We start from the raw sequence: 13500 nt of genomic DNA on the forward strand, positions 1-13500 counted from the left end.
CTTTGCCTTCACACAAAAGGAGGAGACGAACATGAACTTAATCAAACAACAACCGAAGCATTTTGTCAGTCTGGATACGCTCTCGCTCGATGAGATCATGGGATTGATCGAGGAATCGCTACGTTACAAACAAGGGGACATGCCACCCTTGTTCGACGGCAAGACGGTCGCGAACTTGTTCTTTGAAAACTCGACGCGAACGAAAAATTCGTTTCAAATGGCCGAACGGCACTTGAAAGTACAAGAGATTCCGTTCGACGTGGCGACGTCATCGGTGACGAAAGGCGAGACGCTGTACGACACGTGCAAGACGCTCGAGGCAATCGGGGTCGATGCCCTCGTCATCCGCCATCCGGAGTCGGGCTATTACCATGAACTCGTTGAAAAGTTGAACATCCCGGTGTTGAACGGCGGTGACGGGAGCGGGGAGCACCCCTCGCAGTCACTGTTAGACCTCGTCACGATCTTTGAAGAGTTCAAGACGTTCGAAGGGTTGAACATCGCCATCTGCGGTGACCTCGTCCATAGCCGCGTCGCACGTTCGAACGCAAGCGTATTGAAACGCCTGGGGGCGAACGTCGTCGGCTGCAGCCCCGCCTCTTGGTGGGACGAGTCGATGGGGCTCGAGCATCGGGACCTCGACGATGTGTTAGCGGACTGTGACGTCGTCATGCTGCTCCGCGTTCAGCACGAACGCCACATCATGGGCGACATCTTCTCGAAGGAAGATTATCATGCGCGCTACGGGTTGACGCCCGAACGCGTCGACCGAATGAAAGGACGAGCGATCATCATGCATCCGGCACCGGTCAACCGTGACGTCGAGATCGCCGGCAGTTTGATTGAACATCCGAAGTCGAGGATCTTTCCACAGATGACGAACGGCGTTTACGCCCGGATGGCCATTTTAAATCGAGCATTAGGGGGACAATTATGATACTTCAACACGCAACTTGGTATGACGGGAACACGAAACGGACGACGAATCTATTGATCGAGGACGGCGAAATCCGCTCGATCGACTATGACGGCACGACCGAAGGACATGAAGTGATCGATGCGACAGGGAAGCTCCTCATTCCGGGGCTCGTCGATGTCCACGTTCATTTGCGCGAGCCGGGCGGGGAGAAGAAAGAGACGATCAAAACGGGGACCGAGGCGGCTGCGGCCGGCGGGTTCACCACAATCTGCGCCATGCCGAACACACGTCCCGTCCCGGACGACCGGGCGACGATGGACCAGCTCCTGGCTAAAATCGAGCAAGACGCAAGCGTACGCGTCCTTCCATACGCCGCCATCACGAAACGACAGCTCGGCACCGAACAAGTCGACATGGCTTCGCTCGCAGATGCATTCGCGTTCACCGATGACGGCGTCGGCGTCCAATCGGCGGCGATGATGCGTGAGGCGATGCGGGAAGCGAAACGTCTCGATAAGGCGGTCGTCGCCCACTGCGAGGACAATACGCTCAAGGCCGGTTCGGTCCATGAAGGCCGGTTCAGTGAAGAACACGGCATCCAAGGCATCCCGAGCCTCGCCGAAAGCATCCATATCGCCCGTGACGTCTTGATTGCCGAAGAGACGGGCTGTCACTATCACGTCTGCCACGTCTCGTCACGACAGTCGGTACGTGTCATCCGCGACGCCAAACGAGCCGGCATCCGGGTGACGGCCGAAGTGACACCGCATCACCTCGTTCTCTGTGAAGACGATATCCCGGGCCTCGACCCGAACTTTAAAATGAATCCGCCGCTCCGGAGCCGTGACGACCGTGAGGCGCTCCTTGAAGGCTTGTTCGACGGGACGATCGATATGATCGCGACGGACCACGCCCCGCACACGGCCGAAGAAAAAGCAGCCGGCATGGAACGGGCCCCGTTCGGCATCACCGGATTCGAGACAGCGTTCCCGCTCTTGTACACGACGTTCGTCAAGACGGGTCAGATGGAAGAAGCGGCGCTCATCGACTGGATGACGAAACGTCCGAGCGACGTGTTCGGGTTACCGTACGGTGTGATTGAAGTCGGACGGGCGGCAGACTTTGCCCTCATTGATACGGAGACGGAGCAAGTGGTCGATCCGACGACATTCCGCTCGAAAGGAAAAAACACACCGTTCGCGGGGATGAAACTGGCAGGCTGGCCGGTGATGACGATCGCGGCTGGGAAAATCGTATATAAGGGGAGATTCGATGAAACGAACATTATGGCTTGAGGACGGCACTTCATTTGTAGGAACAGCATTCGGCGCAGATGTCGAGACGATCGGGGAAGTCGTCTTTCAGACCGGGATGACCGGGTATCAGGAGATGTTGTCGGACCCATCGTACTGCGACCAGCTCATCGTGTTGACAAACCCGTTGATCGGCAACTACGGCGTCAACCGGGAAGATTTTGAGACGACCGTACCGATGGCGAAAGGACTCATCGTGAAAGAAGTGTGCGATTTGCCTTCGAACTTCCGCTCGACCGCAACGCTCAGTGATACGCTTCTCCGCTTCAATATCCCAGGTCTATCAGGGGTCGACACGCGGATGTTGACGCGTCATCTCCGCTCACGTGGCGTCATGCGCGGTGTCATGGTCGATGGGGAATCGACGTGGGCATCGGTCCAGCATCGCTTTGACGTCCTTCTTCCGACCAATCAAGTCGAGCGCGTCTCGACAAAGCGGGCGTATGTCAGCACGGGCCGCGGGCCGCGTATCGCCCTCATCGACTTCGGTGCGAAACTCGGCATCATGCGTGAACTCGTGAAGCGCGACTGTGAAGTCGTCGTCTTGCCGCACGACGTGACGGCCGACGAAGTGATGCGCTATGAACCGGATGGCGTCATGCTGTCGAACGGACCTGGGGACCCGAAAGACGTCCCGACGGCGTTGCCGCTCATCGAGCGCCTCATGCCGGTGTTGCCGATTTTCGGAATTTGTCTCGGCCATCAGTTGATCGCACTCGCGAGCGGGGCCAATACGTTCAAACTCCCGTTCGGCCATCGCGGCGCCAACCATCCGGTGCTCGAACTTGAGACCGGCGCGGTGACAATCACATCCCAAAACCACGGCTACGCGGTCGATGAGGCATCACTCGCGACGACCGGACTCATCGTCACGCATCGCGCCGTCAACGATGGCACGGTCGAAGGGGTGAAGCACTTGCATCATCCGACGTTCTCGGTCCAATACCATCCGGAAGCGGCACCGGGTCCATATGACGCCAACGACTTATTTGACCGCTTCATGCAGATCGTCCAAGAAAACAAACAGAAAGTAGGAATGTGACATGCCAAAACGACCAGATATTCAGAAAATCCTTGTAATCGGATCCGGCCCGATCGTCATCGGACAGGCGGCAGAATTTGACTATGCTGGTACCCAGGCGTGTCTTGCCTTGAAAGAAGAAGGATACGAGGTCATCCTCGTCAACTCGAACCCGGCCACGATCATGACCGACCCGACGACGGCGGACCGCGTCTACATCGAACCGCTCGAACCGGAGTTCGTCGAGCGGATCATCCGTCAAGAACGTCCGGACGCGCTCCTCGCCACACTCGGCGGCCAGACCGGCCTCAACTTGGCGATGGAACTCGACCGCCGCGGCGTGCTTGAAGATTGCGGCGTCGAATTGCTCGGGACGAAATTATCGGCCATCGAACAGGCTGAGGACCGGGAACAGTTCCGCGACCTCATGTATAAACTCGGGCACGGGGTCCCGGAAAGCGAGATCGTGCAGTCACTCGAGTCGGCTTGGGGCTTTGCGGAACGGATCGGCTACCCGATCATCATCCGTCCGGCGTACACACTCGGAGGAACCGGTGGCGGGATCGCCCATGACCGGAATGAATTTGAGCAGTTCGTCGAATCGGGACTGAAAGCGAGCCCGGTGACACAAGTGTTGCTCGAAAAATCGATCGCTGGCATGAAAGAAGTCGAGTATGAAGTGATGCGCGATTCGAGCGACCAAGCGATCATCGTCTGTGCGATGGAAAACTTTGATCCGGTCGGGGTCCATACGGGCGACTCGATCGTCTTCGCACCGACACAAACACTGTCTGACCGCGACTATCAGATGCTTCGCAGCGTCTCACTCGACATCATCCGCGCCCTCGGCATCGAAGGCGGATGTAACATCCAATTCGCCCTCGACCCGGACAGCTTCACGTATTACGTCATCGAGGTCAATCCGCGTGTCTCGCGCAGTTCGGCGCTCGCCTCGAAAGCGACGGGGTACCCGATTGCCAAGCTGGCTGCGAAAGTGGCGGTCGGATACAAGTTGTCAGAACTGAAGAACCCGGTGACGGAGACGAGTTACGCCTCGTTCGAACCGGCTCTCGACTATGTCGTCGCTAAAATCCCGCGCTTCGCCTTCGATAAGTTCGAGACGGCTGATCGTCGCCTCGGCACGCAGATGAAAGCGACCGGGGAAGTGATGGCGATCGGCCGTAATTTGGAAGAAGCACTCTTGAAGGCCGTCCGTTCGCTCGAACTCGGGACAGAAGACTTGGCCGTGCCACGCCTCGCGCAACTAAGCACCGCGGAGCTCGATCGCGAACTGACGACACCGACGGATGAGCGGTTGTGGATGCTCTATGAGGCGCTCCGTCGCGGCTACTCGACAGAACAGTTGCATGAGCTGACAAAAATCGATCGTTTCTTCTTATCGAAACTCGCTCGGATTTGGCAACAAGAAGAGACGCTTCAGCATGAGCCGCTTTCAAAAGAACGCCTCATCGAGACGAAACGTCTCGGCTTCAGCGATAAGATGATCGCCCGAATCACGAATGAGACTGTGGAGACGGTGAAATCGCTTCGGAACGACTGGGGCATCAGCCCGGTGTATAAGATGGTCGACACGTGTGCGGCCGAGTTCGCTTCGGAGACACCATACTTTTACGGGACGTACGAAGTCGAGAACGAGGCCGTGAAGACGGACAAACCATCGATTCTCGTCCTCGGTTCGGGACCGATCCGGATCGGGCAAGGTGTCGAGTTCGACTACGCGACCGTCCACTCGATCCAGACGATCCGTGACGCAGGCTACGAAGCAATCATCATCAACAATAACCCGGAGACGGTGTCAACCGACTTCTCGATCTCGGACCGGCTCTACTTCGAACCGCTCACGACCGAAGACGTGCTCGAGGTCATCCGCAACGAACAGCCGCTCGGCGTCATCGTCCAGTTCGGCGGTCAGACGGCAATCAACTTGGCGGCCTCGCTCGAAGCAGAAGGGGTCCAAATTTTAGGGACGTCGCTTGAAGATATCGACCGCGCTGAAGACCGGAAAGCGTTCGAAGCGACGCTCTCGGCCGAACGACTCGCCCAACCGCCGGGCAAGACGGCGGTCACGGTCGAAGAGGCCGTCGCTTGCGCCGATATGCTCGGTTATCCGGTACTCGTCCGCCCGTCATATGTGCTCGGAGGTCGGGCGATGGAGATCGTCTATGAGCGCTCGGAGCTCGAACGGTATATGCGCCACGCCGTCGTCGCCTCGAAAGACCGTCCCGTCCTCATCGACCGCTACTTGACGGGCATCGAGATTGAAGTCGATGCCATCTGTGACGGGACCGACGTCTATATCCCGGGCATCATGGAACATATCGAACGGGCCGGCGTCCACTCGGGTGACTCGATCGCCGTGTATCCGCCGCAACGATTGAGTGAGGCATTGAAAGAAAAAGTCGTCGATTACACGATCAAACTCGCCAAGGCGTTCCGAATCAAAGGGTTGCTCAATATCCAGTTCGTCTACGCGGACGACTTATATGTCATCGAGGTCAACCCGCGGGCGAGCCGGACCGTCCCATTCATCTCGAAAGTGACGGGCCTGCCGATCGCGCGCATCGCCACGCAGACGATTCTCGGGACGAGTCTGAAAGATTTAGGGTTAGGGACCGGCCTGCATCCAGAAGCGGACGCGATTTCGGTCAAAGTGCCAGTGTTCAGTTTCGCGAAATTAAAAGAAGTCGATCCGTCGCTCGGGCCGGAAATGAAATCGACCGGTGAAGTCATGGCGACAGACCGTACGCTCGAAAAAGCACTGTATAAAGGGCTCGTCGCCGCCGGCATGACGATCGCCTTGAAAGGGAATGTCCTATTGACGGTCGCCGACCAAGATAAGGAAGAGGCGCTCGACATCGCCCGCCGTTTCAATCGACTCGGATTCCGCCTGATGGCCACGTCCGGTACGGCGCAGGCGCTCTCAGCAGACGGCCTACCGGTCCATCCGGTCGGGAAAATCAATGAGTCTGGTGAGACGATGCTGAGCGTCATCGAACGAGGAGAAGTCGACATCGTCTTGAACACGACGACGCGTGACGCCCTCGCGACGAAAGACGGGTTCATCATCCGTCGGGCCGCGGCCGAGCAAGGCGTGCTCTGTCTGACGTCGCTCGATACGGTTAAGGCGCTGCTCCAAGTCATCGAGAGCCTGTCGTTCCAAACAACGAGTTTGCCGGAGTTCACGACATTCGGGGTGACCGTATGAGACAACTCGCGACCATTTTATCGAACCGATTGATCGCGACAGCGACGATGGAGATGAAAGTCGAAATCGCACCGCAAGAAGTCGCGCCGGGCACGTTCTTCCACGTGAAGACGTCAGAGCTGTTGCGCCGGCCGCTCTCGGTCGCGAACGTCGAAGGCAACGTCGTCACGTTCCTGTATAAAGTCATCGGCAGCGGGACGGCAGATTTGGCCGCTCGTCGGACGGGAGACGTCTTGGACGTCCTCGGACCGCTCGGCAACGGTTTCCCGCTCGAGCAAACAGGCAAGCGTGTCGTCCTCGTCGGTGGGGGCATCGGGGTGCCACCGCTCTACTACACGCGGCGTCTGCTCGCCGCACGCGGGATTGAGACGGTGGCGATTCTCGGGTTTGATACGAAAACGAGCATTTTTTATGAAGACGCGTTCCGTGAACTGGGGGAGACGATCATCACGACGGTCGACGGAACGTATGGGGAAATGGGATTTGTGACCGGCCCGCTCGCGCGGGTCGAGGCCGATGTGTTGTTCAGCTGTGGACCGGAACCGATGTTGAAGGCAGTCGCCGCATCACATATCGAAGAGCGATATATCTCGATCGAGAATCGGATGGGGTGTGGCATTGGAGCTTGTTTCGCTTGCGTGTGCGAAGCGCCAGGCGGTTACGTCAAAGTGTGCAGTGACGGACCGGTATTTCGTGCGGAAGAGGTGACGCTATGAGATTACACGTCGATTTGCCAGGCTTACAGTTGAAAAATCCGATCATGCCGGCGTCAGGCTGTTTCGGATTTGGTGAAGAGTTCGCCAAACTCTATGACTTATCGATATTAGGCGGTATTATGATTAAGGCGGCGACAGGCGAGTCGCGATTCGGCAACGGCACGCCCCGTGTCGCTGAGACGGCACAAGGAATGCTGAACGCCATCGGCCTTCAAAATCCAGGTGTCGACGCCATCATCGAAGACAAGCTTCCGTTCCTGTCGGGATTTGATACCGAGATCATCGCCAACGTGGCCGGCTCGACGCCAGAAGAGTATATTCACGTCGCCCGCCAGATGAGTGCCGACCCGACCATTAAAGCGCTCGAGCTGAACATTTCATGTCCGAACGTGAAGTGCGGCGGGATGCAGTTCGGGACCGATCCTGAGATGGCGGCCGAATTGACCCGGCTTGTCAAAGCGGCGTCAACGAAACCGGTTTACGTCAAACTGTCTCCGAACGTCACATCGATCACGGCGATGGCCAAGGCGGTCGAATCGGCCGGTGCCGACGGGATCACGATGATCAACACGCTCGTCGGGATGCGCATCGACGTCACGACCGGACAACCGATTCTCGCCAATCGAATCGGGGGCTTGTCTGGCCCTGCCGTCAAACCGGTCGCCATTCGGATGGTGTATGAAGTCGCTCAGGCCGTCGATATCCCGATTATCGGGATGGGCGGCGTGCGGACGGTGGACGACGTATTAGAGTTTATCTACGCAGGTGCCTCAGCGGTCGCGGTCGGAACGGCCAATTTTGAGAACCCGTACGTCTGTCAAGAAATCATCGAAGCGTTGCCGGGACGACTTGACGAACTTGGCATCGATCACATTTTAGACATCAGGGGGAAAGCTTATGAACAGACTGTATCTCGCGCTTGATGTCGAGACGGGCGCCGACGCGTTCCGTCTATTGGAACGAATCAATCAGAAACCAGCCGTCAAAGTCGGGATGGAGCTGTTCTATCGGGAAGGGGGGCGTTTTGTCGAGCAACTCGTCGACAATGGATACCCCGTCTTTTTAGACATCAAAGTCCACGACATCCCGGAGACGGCACGGCGGACGCTCCGTCAAATCGGCCGCCTCGGCGTCGAGTTGACGAACGTCCATACACTCGGCGGCGAGACGATGATGCGCTACGCCTTAGACGGCTTACGTGATGTGACCGATACGACGAAATTGATTGGGGTCACCCAGTTGACGTCTACCGATGAACGGATGCTTTCTGAAGAATTAAACATCAAAGGCGGTCTGGAGCAGGCCGTCCTTCGCCAGGCAGCCATGGCCGATCGGGCCGGACTCGACGGGGTCGTCGCGTCCGTGCATGAGGCCCATGCGATTCACCAAGCGCTCGGCTCATCGTTTTTGACCGTGACGCCGGGTATCCGGATGAACGAGACAGTAGACGATCAAGTCCGGACCGCCACACCAAAAGCGGCGCGTGAGGCCGGCGTGTCGGCCATCGTCGTCGGCCGGCCGATCACCCGGGCCGAAGACCCGAACGCCGCATATGAATACTACTTACAGGAATGGAGTCGAACGTATGAGACAAATCGCTGAAGCTTTATTACAGATCGAGGCCGTGACCCTTTCTCCCGAGAACCCGTATACATGGTCGAGCGGGATGAAGAGTCCGATTTATTGTGACAACCGTTTGACGCTCAGCTATCCTGATGTCCGCAATCTCATCATCGATGCGCTCGTCGAAGCGATCCGTCCGCTCAACGCCGATGTCATCGCCGGGACAGCGACAGCGGGAATTCCTCATGCGACGCTTGTCGCCGACCGGCTCGGCTTGCCGCTCGTCTACGTCCGTTCGAGTGCGAAAGGACATGGGAAAGGGAATCAAATCGAAGGTCGGTTCGAGCCTGGCGCTCGTGTCGTCGTGATTGAAGATTTGTTGTCGACCGGTTCATCGAGCATCGAGGCCGCCAAAGCGATCCAGAAAGCCGGCGGGGAAGTGATCAAGATTCAAGCGATCTTTTCCTACAGTCTGAGCCGTCTTCACATCAATCTATTGGACTCCGGCTTCACTGCGCATGCACTGATTACACTGTTGGATGTGCTCGAGGTCGCCGTCAAGAAGCGAATCATCAGTAAAGAAGAGGCTGCTACTTTACGTGACTGGCGAAATGATCCGACAGGTTGGAGCGCTCGTGTCACATCGTAATTTACCTTTCTAAGAATCCACCTCCGGGCGGATTCTTTTTCAATTGGTAACATGGCATACTGAACGTGTTAGAATAGGGAAAGTAGTTAATAAAGGAGATGTGTATGGCGTATTCTAGAATGAAGGGAAAGTCCTTGAAAGCTCGCTTTCAAGCGATCCCGAAACATCGTAAAATCGCGTTCGGACTCGTCTTCACCGTCTTGCCCCTCATTTTTTTCTTGAATTTATTCGTATTCAGCCATGTGTTGGCACTCGGGGACACGTATGAGGACCGATACCAGATGAAGAGGCTTCGGCTCGAGACGGCGCATGGTAACGTCGAATTTGTTCGGAGCACGAATGAGAAGGTTCAGATTGAAGTATTGCAGACGAACTCGAAAGAGCGTCGCATCAAAGTCAAATCGGTCGGCGACACAATCTCGGTCGTCGAGCGGTATGGCCAACTGAGTCAATTCGGCAGTCGGGCGAGCGATGAGCCGTCCCGTTATAAGATTCGCGTCGCCTTGCCGAGCTCGATGACGTCGATTGATGTCGAGGCCGAGCAAGTGACGGGACAAGGATTGATCGCTAAGACGATTGTCTTGGAGGCGAACGCAGTCAATGTAAAGAAACTCGAAAGTGATCGACTTCGTGTCGAGACGCGGAGTGATGCGACATTAGAGACCGTCCGGGTCGTCACGGGAAATATCCGCTCCTATCGGAATGCGACCGTGGGTGACATCGTCGTCAATCAAAGCTTGACGGTTCAGACCGAGGCTGGGACGCTCGCCTACGAGCCGCGCAATGCGACCGGACAAGTGAACGTCACCACGTCCGGCAACGTGACAGCATCCGAGCGGTTCAAGGAAATCGGGGGCGGCGTGTATCATCTGTCGAACTCGAACCGACCGAATATCGAACTCATTTCCGAGACAGGAAAGGTCGAACTTAAATGATCAACAAACGTTACATCCCTAAAGTCGGACTCCGGACATTAAAGACGGGGATTGCCGTCGCCATCACGATCGCCTTGTCGTGGTACGTGTTTGGCATCTATTCAGGCATGGGGGCCATCGCGGCCGTCGTCGCGATGCAACCGACCGTGAAACGGTCATCAAATATCGTCTTCAGTCGAATCTTCGGGACGATTGTCGGGCTCATGTGCGGTCTCTTGATCGTCTACGCGTTCGGAGTCAACCCGATCTCGATCGGGCTCGCCGTCATCGTGGCGCTCACGCTCAACACGACGTTCGATAAGACACACATGTCGACGTACGCGGCGTTCGCAATCGTGCTCATGCTCGAGAACCCGACGACCGACTTCTTCCATTATGCGTGGACCCGTTCGCTTTTGACGGCCGTCGGTGTTTTCGTCTCACTCGGAGTGAACTATGCGTTCCTGCCGCCTCGTTATGAAGATCGGTTGCTCAGTGAGATTCGAAAGACATCGGCCTACATGTTCCACCATTGGCGCGAACTTGTCGGATCCCCATCAGAATTGCTTGAGACGCGGGCCCGCATCCTCGGGCATCAGGAGCTGCACATGATGCTCCAAGAAGACATGAAAGTGACGAACGTGACATTGAAGCATTTGACGATCAAACAGTATCGTCTATTGATTCACCTTGAGGACAAGCTCGTCTTGCTGCTCGAGAGTCTCGCCGAACACCGCGAGGCACTATTATTGATTGGTGAGGAAGAACGCCGGGCGTTCGAATCCGAATTTTTATATCTCCTTGCGCATCATCACGACATCCTCTACACGTGTGACAAGCCGTATTCGCTGTTCACGTTGCCGCATGAGGATCTATCCGTTTCTGAAATCTTACACGGGCATTTGCTCGACTATCATGAACAGCTCGAAGCGTTCAAACATAATCCGAAATGAAGCAAGGCCCCGTTTTAGCGACGGGGCCTTGCTTTATGATTGATTGAGAGCTCGTCCTTTAGGCGCCTTCGCTTTCCACAGGCAATCCCGGAGCCGCATCGCGACTAGCGTCGCTGCTGGGTCTCCGTCGGATTGCTATCCTGTAGGAGTCTCCGGCGCCACGTACAAGCAATCTTTCATCTTTACGTATTAGAGGAAAACCAAAAAGAAGCAGGACCAACCGATGTCCGGGCCGGCACCCGAACTCCTAGGGGAGAGCGATGCAAGGATGACCCCGTAAAGTGCGGTACGCACTGTGGAGGCATCCGCATCGCCCCAGGAACGGAGGGTGCCGGCGAAGGCGATAGTAAGCATCGATTTCTATGCAAGTCACAAACAAGACCACGTCATGTGACGTGGTCTGAACTCATTGCTGGAGTGATTTAACGAGCCGCTCATCCGGCGTGACGTACACCGTCTGCTGATCCGTATAGATGACGAATCCAGGCTTGGCGCCGCTCGGCTTTTTCACATAGCGCGCTTTCGTGTAATCGACCGGCACACCGCTCGAGGCACGGGCCTTCGAGAAGTAGGCGGCGACTGTCGCGGCTTCGAGCAGCGTCGTCTCGTCGGGTTCGCTCGAACGAATAATGACGTGTGAGCCGGGAATATCTTTCACGTGGAGCCAAATCTCGTCGCGACGTGCGAACTTGAACGTCAAATAATCGTTTTGCGTATTGTTCTTCCCGACGAAGAACTCTGTCCCCGTCGACGACGTATACGCTTCGAGCGAAATTTTCTTCGTCTGTTTCTTCTTTTGATTCCGTTGTTTCATATAGCCGCCTTCAGCCAATTCTTCCCGAATCTCGACGATATCGGCAGGCGAGGCGACATCGAGTTGGGCGACGAGCGTCTCTAAATAGTGAATCTCGGCGTCGTTCAATTCGATTTGCTTTTGCACTTCGATTTTGGCGACTTTCAACTTGTTGTATTTCTTATAGTAAGCTTGTGCGTTTTCGTTTGGCGTCTTGAGCGGATTGAGCGGGATGTCGATCATACCGCCTTCTTCGTCGTAGTAGTCGACGACGTGAGCGACGGTCATACCTTTCTCGAGTTGGAACAAGTACGTCGTCAACAGTTCACCGTATTTTTGGAGCTCATCGGACCGTTCCGTCGCCTTCAAGTCGTCGAGCAGACGCTTCCGCTTCAAGATGTTCTTCTCGAGCTCGGACTTGAGCAAACGTTCGACATCATGCGCCTGTTGTTTGACGCGGTCCCGGTTCGCTTTTTCATAGAAGAAGCGGTCGAGGACGTCTTTGCTCGTCTCGTAGCGTTCTTCGGCGGTAATCTCTCCTGACGTGAGCACGATCGGACTGAAACGTTCTTTTCCGGAAGCGAGCTGTTGGAAAACGAACGGTCCTTCGAGGTCGGCCATCACACCGAAGAACGCCTCTTCGATGCTCGCCCGGTTCGGGAGTTTGGCCCGATGGACGATTTCTTGTGCAATCTGCGGGCTCAGGCCTGCGAAACTGGCGACAAGTTGTTTATCAAGTTTTCCGGCGTTCCAATCGATTCGCTTCAAGCCCGCTTCACGTTCTGTCAACGGGTCGCACTTGTCTTGGGCCGGCGGCAATAAGTAATCGCTGCCCGGCATGATTGTCCGGTACGTGTTCTGTGACGGTGGCAAGTGCTTGATCGCGTCCAAAATTTTGCCGTCCTCGTTCGTTAACACGACGTTCGAGTGTCGTCCCATCAATTCGATATACACTTTCTTGTTCTCTTCGTCGCCGAGCTCGTTTCGTGAACGAATCGACAAGACGATGACACGGTCGCGTCCGATTTGTTCGACCGCCGTGATGAAGCCACCTTCGATATGTTTGCGGAGCATCATGCAAAACATCGGGGGTTCTTGCGGGTTCTTGGTCGGATTATCCGTTAATTGGAGCCGCGCGTACATCGCGTTCGCCGAAACGAGCAATTGGACGCTTTGGCGGTTCGATCGGACTTGAATCATCAAGTCGAGGGAATACGGTTGGTGCACGCGATTGATTCGCCCTCCGACAAGAGCTTGTAATTCTGTTACAACACGATATGTCATTAATCCATCATATGCCACTAGTCTCATCACCTTTGTTCTTTTTCTGTCTCTACGTTATCAGATTCATGGAAAATATGGTACGATGAAGTAGGAAATCCGAACTTCTTCTTGCCGGAACAATTGATTGACTGCTATTATAATTAAATGTG

General features: G+C 55.9%; 11 protein-coding genes. 10 read left to right on the top strand and 1 reads right to left on the bottom strand.

Annotated elements, in window-relative coordinates; translation table 11 throughout:
- Positions 1-31: 31 nt before the first annotated feature.
- From KNP64_RS01860 to KNP64_RS01905, 10 genes are all read left to right on the top strand, one after another.
- Positions 32-937 carry an aspartate carbamoyltransferase catalytic subunit gene (locus KNP64_RS01860; protein ID WP_214710570.1) on the top strand — a complete coding sequence of 302 codons (906 nt, stop codon included), beginning with the start codon at positions 32-34 and terminating at the stop codon, positions 935-937.
- A complete protein-coding gene (locus KNP64_RS01865) occupies positions 934-2214 on the top strand; it encodes a dihydroorotase (protein WP_214791547.1) in 1281 nt (426 codons plus the stop codon). The genes KNP64_RS01860 and KNP64_RS01865 overlap by 4 nt, the downstream gene beginning before the upstream one ends.
- Positions 2192-3274, top strand: coding sequence for a carbamoyl phosphate synthase small subunit (locus tag KNP64_RS01870; RefSeq protein ID WP_214791545.1), 1083 nt, complete (start codon positions 2192-2194; stop codon positions 3272-3274). The genes KNP64_RS01865 and KNP64_RS01870 overlap by 23 nt, the downstream gene beginning before the upstream one ends.
- Position 3275: 1 nt before the next feature.
- Entirely contained in the window at positions 3276-6479 is a 3204-nt protein-coding gene (gene carB / locus KNP64_RS01875; protein ID WP_214791543.1) for a carbamoyl-phosphate synthase large subunit, read from the top strand.
- Positions 6476-7195 (top strand): dihydroorotate dehydrogenase electron transfer subunit, encoded by a 720-nt coding sequence (locus KNP64_RS01880; RefSeq protein ID WP_034777108.1) that lies wholly within the window; start codon positions 6476-6478, stop codon positions 7193-7195. Before carB ends, KNP64_RS01880 begins: the two co-directional genes overlap by 4 nt.
- Positions 7192-8118, top strand: a complete 927-nt coding sequence (locus KNP64_RS01885; RefSeq protein WP_214791541.1) for a dihydroorotate dehydrogenase — start codon at positions 7192-7194, stop codon at positions 8116-8118. The genes KNP64_RS01880 and KNP64_RS01885 overlap by 4 nt, the downstream gene beginning before the upstream one ends.
- Positions 8093-8797 carry an orotidine-5'-phosphate decarboxylase gene (pyrF, locus tag KNP64_RS01890; protein WP_214763869.1) on the top strand — a complete coding sequence of 235 codons (705 nt, stop codon included), beginning with the start codon at positions 8093-8095 and terminating at the stop codon, positions 8795-8797. The genes KNP64_RS01885 and pyrF overlap by 26 nt, the downstream gene beginning before the upstream one ends.
- Positions 8781-9407, top strand: a complete 627-nt coding sequence (pyrE, locus tag KNP64_RS01895) for an orotate phosphoribosyltransferase (protein ID WP_214710575.1) — start codon at positions 8781-8783, stop codon at positions 9405-9407. The genes pyrF and pyrE overlap by 17 nt, the downstream gene beginning before the upstream one ends.
- A 134-nt stretch (positions 9408-9541) precedes the next feature.
- Complete coding sequence (locus KNP64_RS01900; protein WP_251126246.1) at positions 9542-10342, top strand: hypothetical protein; 801 nt, start codon at positions 9542-9544, stop codon at positions 10340-10342.
- Positions 10339-11274, top strand: coding sequence for an FUSC family protein (locus tag KNP64_RS01905; protein WP_214710577.1), 936 nt, complete (start codon positions 10339-10341; stop codon positions 11272-11274). Before KNP64_RS01900 ends, KNP64_RS01905 begins: the two co-directional genes overlap by 4 nt.
- Before the next feature lie 406 nt (positions 11275-11680).
- Here KNP64_RS01905 and KNP64_RS01910 read toward each other — a convergent pair whose 3' ends face one another.
- Positions 11681-13369: an Rqc2 family fibronectin-binding protein gene (locus KNP64_RS01910; RefSeq protein WP_214791539.1), complete on the bottom strand. Its 1689-nt coding sequence runs from the start codon at positions 13367-13369 to the stop codon at positions 11681-11683.
- Between the last annotated feature and the right edge of the window lie 131 nt (positions 13370-13500).

The organism is Exiguobacterium sp. s64 (assembly GCF_018618035.1).
Lineage (GTDB): Bacteria > Bacillota > Bacilli > Exiguobacteriales > Exiguobacteriaceae > Exiguobacterium > Exiguobacterium mexicanum_A.